This is a genomic window from Pelomonas sp. CA6, assembly GCF_022549225.1.
Taxonomy (GTDB): domain Bacteria; phylum Pseudomonadota; class Gammaproteobacteria; order Burkholderiales; family Burkholderiaceae_C; genus Roseateles.
The window spans coordinates 199,732-218,626 of sequence record NZ_JAKZFD010000007.1 but is presented as its reverse complement, the minus strand read 5'-3'; the positions used below and the strand labels follow the sequence as shown (position 1 = coordinate 218,626).

Annotated in this window: 17 protein-coding genes; 4 read left to right on the top strand and 13 right to left on the bottom strand. The window is 67.4% G+C overall.

Features of this window, described 5'->3' with window-relative positions:
- Position 1 precedes the first annotated feature (1 nt).
- The 3 genes from LZ017_RS13575 to LZ017_RS13565 are packed head-to-tail and all read right to left on the bottom strand — an operon-like array spanning position 2 to position 2,789.
- Positions 2-1,114 (bottom strand): DegT/DnrJ/EryC1/StrS aminotransferase family protein, encoded by a 1,113-nt coding sequence (locus LZ017_RS13575; protein WP_241397447.1) that lies wholly within the window; start codon positions 1,112-1,114, stop codon positions 2-4.
- A gap of 14 nt (positions 1,115-1,128) precedes the next feature.
- Positions 1,129-1,716: an acetyltransferase gene (locus tag LZ017_RS13570; RefSeq protein ID WP_241397380.1), complete on the bottom strand. Its 588-nt coding sequence runs from the start codon at positions 1,714-1,716 to the stop codon at positions 1,129-1,131.
- Positions 1,717-1,718: 2 nt separating this feature from the next.
- Positions 1,719-2,789 (bottom strand): Gfo/Idh/MocA family protein, encoded by a 1,071-nt coding sequence (locus LZ017_RS13565; RefSeq protein ID WP_241397379.1) that lies wholly within the window; start codon positions 2,787-2,789, stop codon positions 1,719-1,721.
- A gap of 121 nt (positions 2,790-2,910) precedes the next feature.
- Between LZ017_RS13565 and lysS the strand changes: the two genes are divergently transcribed.
- Complete coding sequence (gene lysS, locus LZ017_RS13560; protein WP_241397378.1) at positions 2,911-4,458, top strand: lysine--tRNA ligase; 1,548 nt, start codon at positions 2,911-2,913, stop codon at positions 4,456-4,458.
- Positions 4,459-4,547: 89 nt separating this feature from the next.
- Here the strand turns inward: lysS and LZ017_RS13555 are convergent, their stop codons facing one another.
- The 7 genes from LZ017_RS13555 to LZ017_RS13525 form a co-directional block, all read right to left on the bottom strand.
- Positions 4,548-4,967, bottom strand: coding sequence for a DUF4148 domain-containing protein (locus LZ017_RS13555; RefSeq protein WP_241397377.1), 420 nt, complete (start codon positions 4,965-4,967; stop codon positions 4,548-4,550).
- 176 nt (positions 4,968-5,143) lie between these two features.
- The gene (locus LZ017_RS13550) at positions 5,144-5,938 is read right to left on the bottom strand and encodes an enoyl-CoA hydratase (RefSeq protein ID WP_241397376.1); all 795 of its coding nucleotides are present in this window, start codon (positions 5,936-5,938) and stop codon (positions 5,144-5,146) included.
- A gap of 75 nt (positions 5,939-6,013) precedes the next feature.
- Entirely contained in the window at positions 6,014-7,156 is a 1,143-nt protein-coding gene (locus tag LZ017_RS13545) for a DUF3108 domain-containing protein (RefSeq protein ID WP_241397375.1), read from the bottom strand.
- Positions 7,153-8,892 (bottom strand): M61 family metallopeptidase, encoded by a 1,740-nt coding sequence (locus LZ017_RS13540; protein WP_241397374.1) that lies wholly within the window; start codon positions 8,890-8,892, stop codon positions 7,153-7,155. Before LZ017_RS13540 ends, LZ017_RS13545 begins: the two co-directional genes overlap by 4 nt.
- Positions 8,893-8,923: 31 nt before the next feature.
- Complete coding sequence (locus LZ017_RS13535) at positions 8,924-9,343, bottom strand: DUF3429 domain-containing protein (RefSeq protein ID WP_241397373.1); 420 nt, start codon at positions 9,341-9,343, stop codon at positions 8,924-8,926.
- Positions 9,344-9,368: 25 nt separating this feature from the next.
- Positions 9,369-10,085, bottom strand: coding sequence for a DsbC family protein (locus LZ017_RS13530; RefSeq protein WP_241397446.1), 717 nt, complete (start codon positions 10,083-10,085; stop codon positions 9,369-9,371).
- A 31-nt stretch (positions 10,086-10,116) separates the two neighbouring features.
- Positions 10,117-11,235, bottom strand: a complete 1,119-nt coding sequence (locus LZ017_RS13525) for an FAD-dependent monooxygenase (RefSeq protein WP_241397372.1) — start codon at positions 11,233-11,235, stop codon at positions 10,117-10,119.
- A gap of 164 nt (positions 11,236-11,399) precedes the next feature.
- Here LZ017_RS13525 and ychF point away from each other — a divergent pair, with 164 nt between their 5' ends.
- Both ychF and LZ017_RS13515 read left to right on the top strand, forming a co-directional pair.
- On the top strand, positions 11,400-12,494 hold the full coding sequence (gene ychF / locus LZ017_RS13520; RefSeq protein WP_241397371.1) for a redox-regulated ATPase YchF: 1,095 nt from the start codon (positions 11,400-11,402) through the stop codon (positions 12,492-12,494).
- Between the two features lie 19 nt (positions 12,495-12,513).
- Entirely contained in the window at positions 12,514-12,909 is a 396-nt protein-coding gene (locus LZ017_RS13515) for a response regulator (protein ID WP_277604686.1), read from the top strand.
- A 16-nt stretch (positions 12,910-12,925) separates the two neighbouring features.
- On the opposite strand, the gene LZ017_RS13510 is transcribed toward LZ017_RS13515, so the two are convergent.
- Both LZ017_RS13510 and LZ017_RS22275 read right to left on the bottom strand, forming a co-directional pair.
- Positions 12,926-14,980 carry a HAMP domain-containing sensor histidine kinase gene (locus LZ017_RS13510; RefSeq protein WP_241397369.1) on the bottom strand — a complete coding sequence of 685 codons (2,055 nt, stop codon included), beginning with the start codon at positions 14,978-14,980 and terminating at the stop codon, positions 12,926-12,928.
- A gap of 114 nt (positions 14,981-15,094) precedes the next feature.
- Entirely contained in the window at positions 15,095-15,862 is a 768-nt protein-coding gene (locus LZ017_RS22275) for a LytTR family DNA-binding domain-containing protein (protein WP_241397368.1), read from the bottom strand.
- A 574-nt stretch (positions 15,863-16,436) separates the two neighbouring features.
- On the opposite strand from LZ017_RS22275, the gene LZ017_RS13500 reads away from it, so the two are divergent.
- On the top strand, positions 16,437-17,060 hold the full coding sequence (locus LZ017_RS13500; protein WP_241397367.1) for a hypothetical protein: 624 nt from the start codon (positions 16,437-16,439) through the stop codon (positions 17,058-17,060).
- A gap of 106 nt (positions 17,061-17,166) precedes the next feature.
- Here the strand turns inward: LZ017_RS13500 and LZ017_RS13495 are convergent, their stop codons facing one another.
- Complete coding sequence (locus tag LZ017_RS13495; RefSeq protein WP_241397366.1) at positions 17,167-18,888, bottom strand: hybrid sensor histidine kinase/response regulator; 1,722 nt, start codon at positions 18,886-18,888, stop codon at positions 17,167-17,169.
- Between the last annotated feature and the right edge of the window lie 7 nt (positions 18,889-18,895).

Below are 18,895 nucleotides of genomic sequence, written 5' to 3'. Positions count from 1 at the left end.
GTCAGTCCCGTGCCCCGGCCAGCGCCTCGCCCAGTGCGGCGACCACGCGGTCCTGGTCGGCCGCCGACAGGTCGGCGCTCATGGGCAGGCTGATCACGCGCTGCGCCGCGGCTTCCGAATGCGGCAGCGCCCAGGTCGGCGCATACGCCGTATAGACCGGCTGCTGATGCAGCGGGCGCGGATAGTGGATGGCGGTGGGGATGCCCTGGGCCTGCAGCGAGGCCTGCACCGCCGTGCGCTGCGCCGCGTCGCGCAGCAAGACCGTGAACTGCGCCCAGACGCAGTCCCGGTCCGGACGCACGGCCAGGCGCTGCACCGGCAGCTCGGCAAGCCGCTGCTGGTAGCGTGCCCCGATCGCGAGACGCTGCTCGAGTTCCCAGTCGAAACGCTCCAGCTTGGCCAGCACCACAGCGCACTGCAGCGTGTCCATGCGCCCGCCCACGCCCACCCGGGTGTGGGTGTAGCGCTGGCTCTGGCCATGGACGCGGATCTCGCGCGCCGCCTGAGCCAGCGCGGCGTCATTGGTGAACAGCGCTCCGCCGTCGCCATAGCAGCCCAGCGGCTTGCTGGGAAAGAAGCTGGTCGCGCCCCAGGTGGACAGGCCGCAGCTGCGGCGGTCTTTGTAGCGCGCGCCGAAGCTCTGCGCCGCGTCCTCGATCACCGCGAGCCCATGGCGGGCCGCGATCGCGTTGATCTCGTCCATGTCGGCCACCTGGCCGTACAGGCTCACCGGCAGGATGGCACGCGTGCGCGGGCCGATCGCGGCTTCGATGGCGCGCGGGTCAATGTTGCAGGTGTCGGGCTCGATGTCGACGAAGACCGGCACCGCGCCCAGCAGCACGATTGTCTCGGCGGTGGCGGCGAAGGTGAAGGGCGTGGTGATGATCTCGTCGCCGGGCTTGACGTCCAGCGCCATCATCGCGATCAGCAAGGCCTCGGTGCCGCTGGCGACCGTGATGCAGTGCGCCGTGCCGGCATGGGCGGCCAGCGCCGCTTCCAGCTCCTTGACCTCGGGGCCCATGATGTACTGGCCATGGTCCAGCACGCGCTGGATGCGCGCGTTGACCGAGGACTTCAGCGCCGCGTACTGGGTCTGCAGGTCGATGAAGGGCAGAGGGGAAGGCTGGCTCATGCGTTCACCAGGCTCAACGCCTGGCCGTGGAGTTCATAGACGTCGCCGCTGGCCGGGCAGCTCGCCCGGCCCTGGCCGGTGACGGGCAGCGGCAGCTTCTCGCCGTGGCGGCTCATCCAGCCCACCTGCCGGGCCGGCACGCCCACCATCAGCGCATAGGGCCGGACGTCGCCCTTGACCACCGCCCCGGCGCCGATGAAGGCGTACTCGCCGATGGTGGCGCCGCAGACGATGGTGCAGTTGGCCCCCAGCGTGGCGCCGCGCTTCACCCAGGTGCGGCGGTACTCGTTCTTGCGCACCACCGCGGCGCGCGGGTTGTAGACGTTGGTGAAGACCATGGACGGGCCACAGAACACCTCGTCCTCCAGCGTCACCGCGTCGTACACCGACACATGGTTCTGAATCTTCACGCCGTGGCCGATGACCACGTCGTTGCCGACGAACACCCCCTGCCCCAGCGAGCAGCGCTCGCCGATGCGCGCGCCGCCGCAGACATGGCTGAAGTGCCAGACCTTGCTGCCCGCGCCGATCTCAGCGCCATCGTCGACGATGGCGCTCTCATGCGCCCAGTAGGAATTGCTCATGGTCAGAACACCAGCGGCAGACCCACGCGCTGGCCGTCGCGCGCGCTGCGGTAGCAGGCGATCAGCAACTCCAGCGAGCGCAAGCCCTCGTAGCCGTCCACCTGGGCCTGTGCCTCGCCGCGCAGGGTCTTGATGACGTTGTCGTAGTAGGCGGCGTGGCCGAAGCCGTAGACGCTGGCGGTCTCGTAGCTCGCGTTGGCCACCAGGGCGTCGTCCTCGTGCGGTGTGTCGAAGGCCCAGTGCTCGATCTTGTTCACCGCCGTGCCGCCGATGCGCACCGTGCCGCGCTCGCCCAGCAGGGTGATCGAGCCTTCCAGGTTCTGCGGGTAGGTCAGCATGGTGACGTTGATGCTGGCCAGGCCGCCGTGGCGCAGGCGCAGGCTCATCACGCCGGTGTCCTCGGCCTCGATGTCGCGCGCCAGCGTGGCGGTGTAGGCATGCACGTTGTCCACCGGCCCGACCAGCCAATCCAGCAGGTCCACATAGTGGCTGGCCTGGTTCATGAAGGCGCCGCCGTCCATGTCCCAGCGGCCGCGCCAGCGCGCGGCGTCGTAATAGCTCTGCGGCCGGGTCCAGAACACGTTCACCGTGCTCATGAAGATGCGGCCGAAGCGCCCCTGGTCCAGCGCCCGCTTGACCAGCTGCACGGTGGCGTTGAGCCGGTTCTGCTTGACCACGAACAGCTTGACCCCGGCGTCGCGACAGGCGCGCACCATGGCCATGCCCTCGTCGAACTTGGTGGCCATCGGCTTCTCGCTGACCACGTGGCGGCCCGCCGCCGCGCAGCGGATGGCCTGCTGCGAGTGCAGCCCGCTGGGCGTGGCCAGCACGATGACGTCGGCGTCGCTGCCGGTCAGCAGCGCGTCCAGCGAGGCAAAACCCGGCACGCCGGTCTGCGCCATCGCGGCCTGCAGTGCCTCCGGCCGGTTGTCGCAGACCGCCACCAGCTCGGCGCGCTCGCCATGGCGGGCCAGGGCCTCGATGTGGTTCTTGGCGATGCGCCCGCAGCCCACCAGGGCGAAGCGGATGCGTCTATCCGTCGACGGGGAGTCCGGGCGGGAGGTATCAGGCATGGAGCGGCAGGCGGTGCCCGGGCAGTCGGGCGAAGCGAAGGATTTTATGGCCGACTCGTCGTCCGGCGAGCCTCCAAGCGGGGCCGCTCGCTAAAATGCGCCAACTCCACAGAACCCCAAGATGAACGCCCCTCACTCCCCCGACCAGGCCTCGCAGACGCAAGCGGCCACTCCCGCCCACGACGACAACCAACTGATCGCCGAGCGCCGCGAGAAACTCGCCGCCGTCCGCGCCAAGGCCCAGGCCCAGGGGGGAGCGGCCTTTCCGAACGACTTCAAACCGCAGCAACGCGCGCTGCCGTTGCAGCAGCGCTATGGCGACATCGCCAACGAGGAGCTGGAGCCGCAGGCGGTGAAGGTGAGCGTGGCTGGCCGCATGATGCTCAAGCGCATCATGGGCAAGGCCAGCTTCGCGACGCTGCAGGACGCCACCGGGCGCATCCAGCTCTTCCTGTCCAAGGACGCGCTGGGCGAGGCCGCCTACGACGAATTCAAGCATCTGGACCTGGGCGACATCCTCGGCGCCGAGGGCACGCTGTTCCGCACCCGCACCGGCGAGCTGTCGGTCAAGGTCACGACGCTGCGCCTGCTGACCAAGAGCCTGCGTCCGCTGCCGGACAAGTTCCACGGCATGACCGACCAGGAACAGAAGTACCGCCAGCGCTATGTGGACCTGATCACCGACGAACAGGCGCGCGAGCGCTTCATCGCGCGCTCCAAGGCCGTGTCCTCGATTCGCGGCTTCATGGTGGAGCACGGCTTCCTGGAGGTCGAGACGCCCATGCTGCACCCCATCCCCGGTGGTGCCAATGCCAAGCCCTTCATCACCCACCACAACGCGCTGGACCAGGAGATGTTCCTGCGCATTGCGCCCGAGCTCTACCTGAAGCGCCTGATCGTCGGCGGCTTCGAGCGCGTGTTCGAGATCAACCGCAATTTCCGCAACGAAGGCATCTCGGTCCGCCACAACCCCGAGTTCACGATGATGGAGTTCTATGCGGCCTACTGGACGCATCATGAACTGATGGACTTCACCGAAGAGGTGCTGCGCCACGCCGCGCGCGCCGCCACCGGCAGCGCCAAGCTGCAGTACAACGGCCGCGACGTAGACCTGGACCAGCCCTTCGCGCGCCTGTCGGTGCGCCAGTCGCTGGTCGTGCATGCCGGCCTCAGCGAAGCCCAGGCCGACGACGCCGCGCTGCTGCGCGAGCGCATCCTGGCCGCCGGCGAAGAAGCGCCGGCGCACTGGGGCCTGGCGCAGCTGCAGTTCGGCCTGTTCGAGGCGGTGGTGGAAGAAAAGCTGTGGCAGCCGACCTTCATCATCGACTACCCGGTGGAAGTGTCGCCGCTGGCCCGGGCCTCCGACAGCAACCCCGCGATCACCGAGCGCTTCGAGCTCTTCATCACCGGCCGCGAGTTCGGCAACGGCTTCTCCGAGCTGAATGACGCCGAGGACCAGGCCGCCCGCTTCCACGCCCAGGTGGCCAACAAGGACGCCGGCGACGAGGAGGCGATGTATTACGACGCCGACTTCATCCGCGCGCTGGAGTACGGCATGCCCCCGACCGGCGGCTGCGGCATCGGCATCGACCGGCTGATCATGCTGCTGACCGACAGTCCGTCCATCCGCGACGTGATCCTGTTCCCCGCGCTGCGCCGCGAGGGCTGACGCAAAAAGGGAGGCCCAGGCCTCCCTTTCTTTCATCCAGAGCCAGGGCCCCGCAGGAGGTCCCGACGCCGGGGCGGCTGGACTACCGCTTACTTGCCCGCCACGGCCTGCTGGGCCGGCACATGGCTGCGCTGCAGGCCCTGGGTACCGGGGCCGCCTTCCTGGTAGAGCTGGTCCAGTTCGCCGCTGGCGCGGGCACGCTCCAGCTCGGCCACCACCTCGGCACGGGTCTTGGGCTTGGCCGCATCGGCCTTGGCGTCCGCCGGCTTGACAGCCGGACGGGAGGGCGTGGCCACGGCGCTCTGGGCGTTGTCGCGGCGGGCCGCCGCAAGCGCGCCGACACCGGCCTGCTCGGCCGACATCGCCGCCATCTCGCCGGAGGCACGCGCCTGCTGCAGCTCCGCCAGCACCTGCTCGCGCGTCAGCGGGGTGGTTTGCGCCGCGGCCAGACCGGCCCACAGCAGGGTAGCGCTCACAACAGCCAGACGGCTCAGGGTACGGGTGTTCATCGCGAGGTCCTTTCGCTAGGTTTGTCGGCTTGGACCTCGTCCCGGATCACCGGGCCGCAGTCCATGGCCTGAACTCTAGTGAGGAAGACCTAGGGTAAACACGGGCAAAGCAGCAAGTGACTATTCGCAATTCACAAATAATTCGAGCGAATGCCGCACATTTGCCACCGCACAAATCAACGGTGCTGGAACTTGGGGGCGCGCTTCTCCAGGAAGGCGCCCATGCCTTCGCGCTGGTCTTCGCTGCCGAACAGCGCATGGAAATAGCGCCGCTCCACGGCCACGCCATCGCTCAGCGCGCCCTGGAAGGACAGGTTCACCAGTTCCTTGATCAGCATCGTCGACGGCGCGCTGAAGCCATTGATGGCCTCGGCCGCGGCCAGGGCCTCGGTCATCAGCTGGTCGGCCGGCACGACGCGCGACACCAGGCCGGCACGCTCGGCCTCGGTGGCATCCATCATGCGCGCGGTCAGCAGCATGTCCATGGCCTTGCTCTTGCCCACGGCGCGGGGCAGGCGCTGCGTGCCGCCGGCGCCGGGGATGATGCCCAGCTTGATCTCCGGCTGGCCGAACTTGGCGCTGTCGGCGGCGATGAGGAAGTCGCACATCATCGCCAGCTCGCAGCCGCCGCCCAGCGCGAAGCCCGCCACCGCGCCGATCACCGGCTTGCGCACGCGCAGAATGGTCTCCCAGTTCTTGGAGATCAGGCCGCTCTTGAAGGCGCTCATGAAGTTGTGCGGCGCCATGGTCGGAATGTCGGCGCCGGCGGCGAAGGCGCGCTCGGAGCCGGTCAGCACGATGCAGCCTATGCCCTCGTCGGCGTCAAAGGCCAGCAGGGCCTGGCCCAGTTCATCCATCAGCATGTCGTTGAGCGCATTGAGCTGCTTGGGGCGGTTCAGGCGGATCAGGCCGGTCTTGCGCTCGCCGGTGCCGACGACTTCGGTCAGGATGCATTCGTAGCTGTTGGACATGAAACGGTCTCCTTTCGTGAGGTGGGGGCCGGCACGCGCGTCCCGCGGGAGTGGCGTGCCGGCGCGATGCGTCAACTATAGGCCTCGCCCCGGTGCCGAGGCCGGCCCGGGCGGGGCCGCCTGCAGCGGCGGCTGGCGCAGCAGCATGTCGATGTAGGTGTTCTCGTCCTGGCTGATGCGCAGCCGCACCGGCAGGTACTGCAGCGCCGGCGCCACCCAGACCTCGGCGCGCAGATCGCCGCGCGAGTCCTGCACGGTGGGCTTCAGGTGCCAGGTCTGCAGCGGCCCCAGAGCGGTGTCCAGCACTTCTTCGCCGATGATTTCGTAGGTCCAGTGGTAGAGCCGGCGCGGCATGGCCAGCGGCATGCTGATGCGGTGCCCCACGCGCAGCGGCTCGCGACCGGTCAGGAACAGCCAGGTCAGCTGCACGAACTGGCTGGAGGCATCCTGCACGCCGGGCGGCTGGGCCTCGCGCCGGCCGTTGGCCAGTTGCAGCTCCTGGCCCTCGAACTGCACGCTGCCCACGCGCGGACTGCGGAACATCACCTTGGTGTGCTCGTCGTAACGGCGCGGGCTCAGGCCCTGCGTGGTGATCTCGCCGTCGCTGCTCATGCGGCGCTGGATCAGCGGCGCGAAACGGGAGCCGATCAGCACATCCAGATGCACCTGGTAGTGCGTTCCCTCACGCAGCCAGCTCACCTGGGCATCGCCCTGGATTTCACCGCGGTAATTGCCCTGCAGCCGGTAGTCGAGGCGGGTGGCGGCCGGCCATTCGGGAGACACCTCGCCCCCAGCGGCCGGCGCCGACGCTGCGGCCACCGCCGCGCCGGCCTCCACGGCGGGTGACGGCTGCGATGCGGACAGCGGCGGCGGCTCCGACGCCGCCACCGCGCTCGCCGGCGCGCTGGCCAGCGCCGCGGCCTCGGCAGGCGTCTCAAGTTCCGAAGCGGCATCCGACGCCGGACGTGCCACCGGCTCGGCCGCGGCATGCCGCGGCGACGTCGCCACCGGCGGCCTTGCCTGCGGCGCGCGCACGGGCGCAGGCTCCTGCGGCCGCAGCTCGCGCACGAACGCAGCACTGAGCCGCGGTGGCGCCTGCCGCACATCGGGCCGCAGGTCCAGCATCATGTCGACCATGCGACCGGCCAGCCACAGATGGGCCAGCAGCACGCCAGCGACCAGCGCCACCAGCGTCCAGCGGCGCACCGTGAGCCTCACCCCGTCAGCCACGCGCGGCGCAGGCCTTGCGCACGCGCCGGCGCCTTGTCCAGCGGACTCAGGCTGATGGGCGTCACCGCGGCCTGCTGCAGCGGCAGCAGCAGGCTCAGGCCGCGCACGCGCTGGTCGCGCGAGACCAGCAGTTCCAGCTGCTGTGGCTGTTGCGCGTCCAGGGTCAGCAGCGCGTCCTCGATCCGGGTCAGGCGCCAGCCATTGCAGGCCAGCAGCTCATCGCCGGCGCTCAGACCCGCGGCCATCGCCGCGCTGCCCGACAACACCTGGCGAACACGCACCTGCCCGCCCTCCTCCGCCACCCGCACGCCGATGCGCTGGGCCAGGCTGGGCTTGTCCTGCCCCCAGCGCAGGCCCATGCGTTCCATCAGCGCCGGCAGCGGCAGGTCTTCGGTGCCGTGCACCCAGCCGCGCAGCTGCGCGGCGATGTCCTCGCCCGCGAGCGAGGCCAGCGTGGCCAGGATCTGGGCCTCGCCGATGGGGCCGCCTTCGCTGGCGCGCCACAGCGCGCGCATCAACTCGTCCAGCGAACTGGCGCCCCGCTCGGCCCCGCGCAGGCTCAGGTCCAGCGCCAACGCCACCATCGCCCCCTTGGCGTAGTAGCTGACGACCGCGTTGGGCGTGTTCTCGTCCTGGCGGTAGTACTTGGTCCAGGCCTCGAAGCTGGACTGCGCCACGCTCTGGCGCAGCCGGCCGGGACCCGCCAGCACCTGGGTGAAGGTCTGGCCCAGCAGCTTCAGGTATCGCGCCTCGTCGATCAGTCCGGCTCGCACCAGCATCAGGTCGTCGTAGTAGGAGGTGAAGCCCTCGAAGAACCACAGCAGCTCGGTGTAGTTCTCGCGCTCGTAGTCATAGCGGGCGAACACGTCCGGGCGCATGCGCTTGACGTTCCAGGTATGGAAATACTCGTGGCTGATCAGCCCCAGCAGCTTCACATAGCCGTCGCTCTGCTCGGGCTGCCCGAGCCGGGGCAGGTCACGGCGCGAGCTCAGCAGGGCCGTGCTCGCGCGGTGCTCAAGCCCGCCGTAGTCGTCGTCGACGGTGTTGAGCAGGAACACATAGCGGTCCATTGGAGGGCGGCCCTTGGGGCCGTGCCAGAAGGCGATCTGCGCCTCGCAGATGCGCCGCGTGGCCTCCAGCAGACGTTCGCCATCGAACACCGGCAGTGCGCCCGACACCACCAGCTCGTGCGGCACGCCGGCCGCCTCGAAGCGCCCGCGCCAGAACGGTCCCAGCTCGAAGGGATGGTCCGCGAGTTCGTCGTAGTCCTGGGCCTCGTAGAGCAACGGGCCGAGTTCGCGCATCGCCGTTGCCACCTGCCAACCGGACGGCAGGCAGGCCAGCTCCAGGCGCTGCGCCTCGTTCTCGCGCCCGGGCACGGACAGGCACAGGCAGCAGGGATTGAAGAAGCCGCGCTCACTGGACAGGAAGGCCGCGCGCACCGAGGTGTCGTAGGCATAGACCTCGTACTCCAGCACCAGCGCCGCCCGCCCCTGAGTCTGCACGCGCCAGCGGTTCTTCGCCGTCTGCTCCACCGCGAGCTCGCGCGAGCCCTGGCGGGCCTTGAATCCACTCAGGTGGCGGGAGAACTCCCGCACCATGTAGCTGCCGGGAATCCACACCGGCAACGACAACTCCTGGATGGGCGCGGGCGAACTGAGCGTCAGGCTGACCCGGAACAGGTGAGCCTGAGGATCGGCAAGAGCGATGCGGTGCTGGATCATGGCGAAGCGAAACGGGACCGGCAGAAAGAAATCAGGTGGCCTTGGCCGCCACGAAGCAGCACAGGGCGCCCAAGACGCTGAGGCGGAAACGCAGGGTCAGCCAGGCGCCGGCCCCCAGCGCGGGATAGCTGCGCCGGTCCGCGGCATAGCAGGCCAGCAGCGCCACGCCGTGCACCACCAGGCCGGCATAAGCCGGCATCATCACGCCCACCCAGGCCAGCAGCGTGGGCACCACGCCCCAGACGAAGGGCTGAGGAGACGGAACCTCCTGGCGGAAGGCCAGCCCCCAGTGGATGCCGCCCAGGAACGAGATGATCACCGCCGCATAGGCCGACAAGCCCAGCGTCACATAGTAGTGGGCGTCCTCGCGGACCAGCCAGGTCAGCAGCGCCCCCAGCACGAAGGGGATCAGGCCGGCATAGCCCAGGCGCAGCGCGACAGGATTGAGCATGATGGTGGGCGCGTCCGCGTGAGGGTCAGGACTTGATCGCAGCGAGGCGCTGCTCCAGTTGCTCGGCGCTCAGCGCACCGGGAGCCCGGCTGCCGTCCTCGAACACGATGGACGGCGTACCGCCGATGTGGAACTTGCGCGTCAGCGCGCTGTTGCGGGCGATCGCACCGTCGTCGCAGTCCGCCGCCGGCTTGGGCAGCGGCTTGCCGTCCAGCATCCAGTCGCGCCAGGCCTGCGTCGGGTCCTTGGCGCACCAGGCAGCCTTGGACTTGTCCGGCGAATCGCCGCCCAGGATGGGCACCACGAAGGTGTAGACGGTGATGTCCTTGACGTCCTGCAGGGTGCGCTCGAACCGCTTGCAGAAGCCGCAGTTGGGATCGGCGAACACGGCGATGCGGCGCTTGCCGCTGCCCTTCTTCCAGACGATCGCATCCTTCAGCGGCAGGCTGGCGAAGTCGATCGCGTTGATCTTGTTGAGACGATCCTGGGTGAGGTTGCGGCGCGCCTTCAGGTCCAGAATCTCGCCTTCGATCAGGTACTGTCCGGTGGCATCGGTGTAGCGCAGCTCGTTGCCGATGCGCAGCTCCCACAGCCCGGCGATGCCGGTCGGACGGACCTCGTCAATCTTGATCGAGGGCGGCAGCCGCTCGCCCACGGCCTTGCGGATGGCCGCCTCGTTGGCCAGCGCGTTCAGGCCCAGCAGGGAAAGCGCGGTGGCCAGCACGGCGGTGCGAAGTCGCATCATCGGATCGTCCTATCGGTCGGTAGAGAAATCACTGTCCCAGGGCGCGGGCCGTCAACCAGCGCTTCACCGGGCCCAGCCGGTCCACAAGACTCAAACCTTGGTTGCGCAGGCGCGCCGGCAAGGGGTGTTCAAGGGCAAAGCCGCGCAGCAGCGCGTCGGTCAGCTCGCCCATGGCCCAGTTGGGCAGTGCCCGCGCCCGCGCATAGCGGCGCAGCAGGCGTTCATCACCCAGCGGGCGCCAGGATTCGCGGGCCTCCAGCACATCGCGCAGCGCGGCCACATCGGCCAGCCCCAGGTTCAGCCCCTGGCCGGCCAGCGGGTGGACCTGGTGCGCGGCATCGCCCAGCAGCACCCAGCCCTCGCCGCTCACCGGCTCGGCGCGGCTCAGCGCCAGGGGCCAGCTTTGGCGTTCGCCGGCCAGGCGCAGCATGCCGGCCTGGCCTTCGCTGGCCTCCATCAATGCCGACTCGAACGCCGCGTCGTCCAACGCCAGCAGCGCCTGCGCGCGGGCTTCCGGCAAGGACCACACCAGTCCATACGAAGCCGCCTGCACCGGCCGATCGAAAGGCAGCAGCGCCAGCACGTCGGGCGAACGGAACCATTGTCGCGCCACGCCATCGTGCGGCCGATCGGCCAGCAGCCGGGCCGCGATCGCACGATGGCCATAGGGCTGGCGCTCCAGCTGCACACCGCGGGCCGCGCGGCTGCCGCTGTCGCGGCCCTCGCAGATCGCGTCCAGCGCGGCGGGCAGCGGCTGCTGCACGCGCTGCACGTGCGGGGCGAAGCGCAACGCCATGTCCAGCTGGGCCTCCAGCGCCGCGGCATCGACGATGTAGGCCAGTTCGCGCACCCCCTGCTGCCAGGCGCTGAATGCCAGCTTGGCACCCGGTTGATCGCCATGGACGCACATGTCATAAACCGGCGTGCGCGCATCGTCCGGCAGTGCCTCCCAGACGCGCAGCTCGCGCAGCAAGGCCACCGACGTGGCATTCAAGGCATAGGCCCGGACGTCCTCGCCGCGCGGCAGTTGCGCCGACCCACCGGGCCCCAGCAGGGCCACGCGCAGTCCCTGGGCGCTCAGAGCCAGCGCCAGGCTGCGGCCCACGGCCCCGTCTCCTCGAACCAGGATGTCCACGCTTTGTTTCATGGACGGGCATTGTAGGCAGCCCGCCCCGACCTCTGCAGCCGGCCGGGCGGCTTGCGGCGCGTCTGGCCGCTTAAAATCACCGTCGTTTGCTGGTCCGGGCGCGTTCGCCCCCGGCCCAGTCCCGGCCTGCCCGGGCCTCGTGTCACGAACCGAAAGTCCCCCTCATGAGCCTCAAATGCGGCATCGTGGGCCTGCCCAACGTCGGCAAGTCCACCCTGTTCAACGCCCTGACCAAGGCCGGCATCGCCGCCGAGAACTATCCCTTCTGCACCATTGAGCCCAACGTGGGCGTGGTGGAGCTGCCCGATCCGCGTCTGGCCCAGCTCGCGGAGGTGGTGAAGCCCGAGCGCGTCGTGCCCGCGATCGTCGAGTTCGTCGACATCGCCGGTCTGGTCGCCGGCGCGTCCAAGGGCGAAGGCCTGGGCAACCAGTTCCTCTCGCACATCCGCGAGACGGATGCCATCGTCAACGTGGTGCGCTGTTTCGAAGATGCCAATGTGATCCACGTGAACGGCCGCGTCGACCCGATCGCCGACATCGAGGTCATCCAGACCGAGCTGTGCCTGGCGGACCTGTCCACCGTCGAGAAGAGCCTGCAGCGCTACACCAAAGTGGCCAAGGCCGGTGGCGACAAGGACGCGCTGCGCCTGGTCGAGGTGCTGAAGAAGTGCGAGGCCGCGCTCAACGAGGGCAAGCCGGTGCGCGCCATCGACTTCAGCAAGGAAGAGCTGGTGGTGCTCAAGCCGCTGTGCCTGATCACGGCCAAGCCGGCGATGTTTGTGGGCAACGTGGCCGAGGACGGCTTTGAGAACAATCCGCTCCTGGACCGCCTGAAGGAGTACGCTGCGGCACAGAACGCCCCCGTCGTGGCGATCTGCGCCAAGACCGAGGCCGAGCTGGCTGAGATGAGCGACGAGGACCGGGCACTGTTCCTCGCCGAGATGGGCCAGGACGAGCCCGGGCTGAACCGCCTGATCCGCGCCGGTTTCAAGCTGCTGGGACTGCAGACCTACTTCACTGCCGGAGTCAAGGAAGTGCGAGCCTGGACCATCCATATCGGCGATACCGCGCCGCAGGCGGCCGGCGTGATCCATACCGATTTCGAACGCGGCTTCATCCGCGCGCAGACCATCGCCTTCGAGGACTTCGTGCAGTACCGCGGGGAGCAGGGGGCCAAGGATGCCGGCAAGATGCGCGCCGAAGGCAAGGAGTACATCGTCAAGGACGGCGATGTGATGAACTTCCTGTTCAACGTCTAACCTCGCGCCCCGCCCCACCATGCCCGATCGAAACCGAATCCGCGTGGTGGTGGCCGAGGATGACCCCATCCAGCGGGCGGCCATGGTCGATCTGATCAAGGCCACGAAGCCCGAATGGCGCGTCGTGGCGGACACCGCGACCGTGGCCGACACCGAGGCGGCCGTGAAGGCCCACCGCGCCCATGCCGCCGTGCTGGATCTGCACCTGCGCGGCATGCGGGACACGCGATGGATCCAGGCCCTGGCCGCCCAGATGCCTGTGCTATGCGTGACCGGCGAAACCGACACGGGCGCCTGGCAGGGCGGCCTGCTGACGCTGCTGCAGGTGCTCAAGCCTCTGACGCGAGTCAAGATGACTGAGGCGCTGGATTGGCTTGAGAAGGCCATCGCCGCACGCCAGGCCGCCTCACCCTGACCGGAGCCGCCTGGGCTCAGCCGGGGGCATGACAGGCCTCGTCGAAACTGTGGGCGCTGCAGGCTTGGCAGCCCTGGGTCGGCAAGGTGAACCAGAAGCGACTGCCCACGCCGGGCACGCTGGACGCATCGATCGTGCCTCCCATCTCCTTCAGCAGGGACCGGCACAGAGCCAGGCCCAGGCCGGCCCCCCCAAAACTCGTGCCGATGTGTGGGCCCGCCTGCGCGAATTCCTCGAACAGCTGATCTTTGACCTCAAGGGGGAAGCCGATGCCGGTATCGCTGACGCTGACGTACAGCCGCCCCTGCGAACAATCCTGGCAGGCCTCGGTGAGCCAGCGGGCCTCGATGTCGATGTGCCCATAGGACGTGAACTTGATGGCGTTGCCCAGCAAGTTGGACAGGATCTGCCTCAGCCGCAGTTCGTCCGCGATGATGCAAGAGGGCAGCGCCGGGTGCAGCGTCAGTGAAAGCCTCACCGGTCGATCCGCCAGCAGCAGCTGGTAGTGATCCACGACCGACTGCAGCATGGCCGGCAGCTGCAGCGGCGCCGGCCGGATGCGAAAGCGCCCCGCCTCCAGCTTGGCCAGGTCCAGCAGGTCGTCGCACAGGCGCACCAGGTTCGTCGCCGCCGAGCCTGCCATGTCGACATACCGGCTCTGCCGCCGGCTCAAGGAGGTCTGCTTGAGCAGCTCCGTGATCGCGATGACGCCGCTGAGAGGATTGCGGATCTCGTGCGAAACCTGGGCCAGGCGACGCGCCGACAAATCCTCCGGCAGCGCGTCCTGGGCGGCCCGCCCGGCCTCGCGCACCACCTCGATGCGCCGATCCAGCATGGCCAGATCGCCCTGCGCGCTTTCAACGATGAGACCGCGCAACCGCATGGCCACGCTGTCGACGACCCAGTTGAAGCAGCACTGTTGCGACTGCCTCAGCGCCTTCAACGCCCCAGGCAGATCGCCCAGGGCTTCGCAGGCGTCGGCGAGCGCCGCAAACAGCTGCGTGCCGTTCAAGGGCGACAAGGTCCAGCCATGTCGCTCGAACTGGTCCAGCCCCTCAACGCAGACCTCGCGCGCCTGCTCGTACTGCCTCAGATGGAGATGGAGGCGGGCGAGCAACCAGACGCGGTTGCCTGCCAGCAGCGTGCCCAATCCCTCTTTCCAGACCGGCTCGCGCAGGATCAAGGCCCTGGCTTGCTCGTCTTCGCCGCATTGCGTATGTGCCAGCGCGATCAGTGCCGGCAGCACCGGATGCTGTCCGAAATCCTGGCCACCGGAGCGCTCCTGGATCCAGCGTGCCACCATCAGCGCGGCCTCCCCTTCCTTGCGCAGCACATGGCACAGCATCACGTTGCAGGCCAGCCCCATCCAGTTGGAGACCGAACCCAAGGGCATCTCGTCCAACAACCGGCGAAACTGAGGCAGCGCGGCATCCACGTCTCCGACGCTCAGCAGAATGCTGCCGATCGAATTGGTGGCGTTCTGCTCGGAGCTTGGCAATCCCTGATGGACCGCCGCGTCACGCCAGCGGACCGCCTGCTCCAAGGCATCGCCAAAGCGCTCGGCCTTCACCAACGCCAAGCAGTAGCGCGTTTCCGCCAGCAATTGCTCCGCCGCAGTCACGTCGGCGGGCCTGGCGTCACGATGTGCGCGGATTTGGCCGCTGAGGTCCTGGCGCCCGCATTCCAGCTCCGCGCCCTGGTAGAGCGCCGTCAGCCCGGCCAGCCACTGTGCCCTCGGATAATCGCAAGCGGCCAAGGCCTGCACGATCTGGCGGCGCTCCTCATCCGACAGCGGGCCGCCGAGCCTGCACTCGATGCGCTGCCGCATCACCCCCAGCACACCGGTGCCGCCCAGCAGCAGCCGGTAGGCGCGAAAGAGCAGTTCGCCTCGCGGGTCGCCGTTCAGCTTGCAGCGGCGCCGTGCATCGGCGATCTGCTTGGACAGGCGCTGCTCGTCCGCGGGCGCCAACGAAATGGCTTGTGCGAGCAAAGCACCCAGGGCATCCAGAGGCGAGGCGTCCAGGCCGCGCGCGGACTGCAGGTACTCCCCCAGGTTCTCAGGCCTTCCCATGACACGGCGCTCCTGTGGCCCACATGGCCACGTTCAAACGACCCGTGAATCGGGTTTCTTCGCACCGTCCCTGGTTGATTCAGCCCGCCGGACTCTGAAGGTCCGCCTTGTGGGCTACATGCCGTCGAAAAATTCCCTGAATGCGTCCTTGTACATTCGACTCACTCTCAGCACGTCGGTCCGCCCCAGCAAATGGACATTGATATGCCCCAGCTCATCACGCTGGATGGAATTCACATATTTCATGTTGACCACGATGCTGCGATGGATCTTGGCCATGCGCTGGTCGGACAGTTTCTGGCGCAATTCATTGATACCCGACCTCACCAGCCCCTCGCCGCGAACCGAGATCACCCGCGTGTATTTTTCTTCCGCCACCAGATAGATCACGTCCGCCGACGGAACAACCAGCAGTTCCTGGCCCCGGCTGACCGCCAGCCAGCGCGAGTCGGCGGCCAGTTGGGCAGCCGCCGCGGCAGGATCAGGTGGCGGCGTGATCAAGGGGCGATGCAGCCGGGGATCGGACGCGGCCCGCTCCAGCGCGGTGCGCAGCCGCCGCATCGTGACGGGCTTGAGCAGATAGTCGATCGCTGCGCGGTCGAACGCATGGATCGCAAAATCGGGATCGCCCGTGACGTATATGACGGGCAAGTCTGCGGGAATCCGCTGGATCCAGTCCGAAGAGGGACTGCCTTGCAGATGGATGTCGATCAGCGCGAGATCCGGCGCCCAGTTTTCCAGCGCATCCAGCGTCTCTTCCGGCGTCGTGGTGGTCGCGACAATGGACCATGCCGGCATCACTTCGCCGATCCACGCGCAAAGCGCATCTCGCTGCACAGGGTCATCTTCCGCGATGACGATCTTGATGCTGGACCTGGTCACTGCACTTCTCGCTACTTGTCATCAACGGGCACCAGGACGCGCCTCTACGAGGTCCGTGTCGCTATTGAAGGTGACGCCTTATGGCCGTCACCTTGCTCCACTTGTTCACCACGCAACGCACGCAGGTTACACCCATTTGCTCATCAATCGCACAAAAATTGACGCGCCCTCTTAGAATTGACTGAAATCAATCATATAAATATCATTTATATCATATATTTCATTTTTTTGATACAGCTGGTATTGACTGTCCTGTCAGCTAGGTACGATAGTCCTTTTATCAGCTGACCTTCGTTTCCGTGCAGGGACGCGTGTCAGGTGTTCAGATGTCACATCCCTTCGCCGACCCAGGAGCTTCGCACAGGCTTTGCTTTTCCATCGCCATGACGTGGATTCTTGGGAAGGCCCCTCGGTGATGGATGTCCCTCACTACGATGACATCCTTAGCCACCCTTGTCCGGGATTATTTCGAAATGCGAGGCATTCGCTCAAATATCGTGCAACGGACCCCTCACACCAGGGATACAGGAAGCAGACACGCGACTTCCTCAGATCAGGTCTAAGGTAGGAATTTATGGAAACGGCACTGATATATTATCTATGCGGAATTTCCTTTGCCTTGGGCGGAGGAATTGTTCTTGTCGTGGGCGCGCGTCGTTCGAAGAATTCAGTCGCCAGCATGGATACGCTGGCCGTTTTCCCGCTGGACCTACACACCATCTTCAATCTCTTGGGAAGAATATCAATTCCCCTGGCGCACGACGACAAGAGTCAGGATGGTATCGATGTTCTGAGCCAGTACATGCGGGCCTGCCACACACTGTTCAAGACGCCCGCGCAATCTGAGCCTGCGGCGCTGGTACGTGCGGTGCGCGCGTATCAAGGTGTTCTTTGCTGGCTGCATGGTCATCCCCAGGGCGATATTTCAGATCTTGCCTGGCGCAACGCGCCCAATCGTTTGAGGCCGGGGGCCAGTCTGAGTATTTTTCTGGCGATCCAGGGGGTGTTGAAAGACCTGCCCACCAGCCCCCCGCCGCAGATTGATATTTCCGCCTCGCGACGCGCGAGTCTCGTGCCGTGGCCCGGTCTGGCGATAGTGGTGATCGCAATCGAACTGCAGGCACAGGATCATGAATTGAATTTCACTGGCTGGCAGCAGACAAGCCCCGGTCACATCGTGCGCCGACTGGCGATCTGAACCGTCCGCAAGACCGGACAATGCCCTCCGCTCGCCGGCTCGGCGAGCAGCGCGCGGCGGAATCACCGCGCCCGCTTTGAGAACAGGCAGCCCACAAGGCGCATCTTCAAGCCGTCTCTGCCACGGTCCGGGACTTGGCTCGCACCATCTCGTCCACCGCCGCCTTCAGCCGCGCCGGCGTCACCGGCTTGTGCAGGATGCGGATGTCCTCGGCCGCTTCGTTGGCCACTCGAACATTCAGATCACCCGTCAGCAAGGCGGCAGGCACCCGTCCCTTGGCCAGTTCGCGTACCGCCTGGATCAGCTCCAGCCCGTTGCGTTGCCCGCTGCCCAGGTGGTAGTCGGCGATGACAAAGTCGAAGCGTTTGTCCTCGTGGTGGGCCAGTTTCGCGAACAGTTCGCGCTCGCCGGTGGCCACCAGCGGTCTCCCGCCCCAGGCCCGGATCATGGCCTCCATGGCCTTCAGCGCCACCGTGTCGTTCTCGATCAGCAAGCCGGTGCAGCCCACCAGGCTGCGGCTGGCGGTGGAAGGTTTGACCGTCGAAGCTTTGGGCTGGTCCGCGCTCTTCTCGGTCTCGGCCGCTCTCGGCAGAGTCACGGTGAAGGTGCTGCCAAAGCCGAGCTCGGACTTCACCGACACATCCAGGCCCAGCAGCAAGGCCGTGCGGCGCACAATCGCCAGCCCCAGGCCAAAACCTTGCGCCGACTGGTTCTCGCGGTCCACGCGGTAGAAGTCGTTGAAGATCTTGTCCAGGCTGTCCTGCGGGATGCCACTGCCCGTATCGGCCACATGGACGGCGACGAGGTCGGCGTTCGGCCGTGTGCAGGAGATACGCACCTCCCCGCGGTCGGTATAGCGGATCGCGTTGGCCAACAGGTTGCTGAGAATGCGCTGCAGATGCACGCGATCGGTGTAGACGGGCAGATCATCGCTGTCGGATACCTGCAGCTTCAGTCCTTTCTGCACCGCCGCCGCCTCATGCTCGCGCGCCACCTTGCGCAGCAGATCGGCCAGGTCGAAGCGCGAGCGGCTGATGCGCACCGTTCCAGAGTCCAGGCGCGCGATGTCGAGCAGCAACTCCAGCGCGTCGGAGACCGAATGCACGATGTCAGACACCGCGTCGATCTGCTCGCGCAGCGCGGGGCTGCTGGCGTCGACCCGCATGCGTTCGATCAGCAGCCCGATGGCGTGAATGGGCTGGCGGATCTCGTGGCTGGCCACGTTCAGGGCGCGGGCCTTGACTTCATGCGCCTCGCGCAACATACGGTTGCGCAGACCCAGTGCCGTGGCCAGCTCGTTGTTGGAGTCGAAGCGACTGAATCGCCAGGCGGTGAACTCGCCGCCACGGGACATCAGCACCGCCAGTATGGCCAGCACACTGGCGGCCGCCGCCGCCGCGAGCAGCGGCATCGCCACACCCCAGCCGACATAGATAGCCATCCCCGCGAAGGCGGCCAGCAGACAGGCCGCCCCCACGGCGATGACGGCCAACGCCCAGCCCGCGCCGACCGCCACCGACACACAACCGCCTAGCAGCGACAGCACATAGGCCGGCCAGTAGGCATCATCCAGCCATCGAATCTGGAACGCCGCCACCCCCAGGCACAACAGTGCCTGGCATACCGGCGCCCAACGACCCAGCACCTGCTCGCTCCAGCGGAACCGGCGCGCATCCGCGGCGCGTCCCTGAACCAGGAAGACGATGGGCAGGGCCTGCAGCAGCGTCAGCCCCGCGCCCAGATAGGGCTGTTCGGCGCCTCCGCCAGCCACGGCCGCGGCCATGCAGAGGAACAGCAGGAACAGCGCCAGGGTCAGTCGTGAATGCATGGCCAAG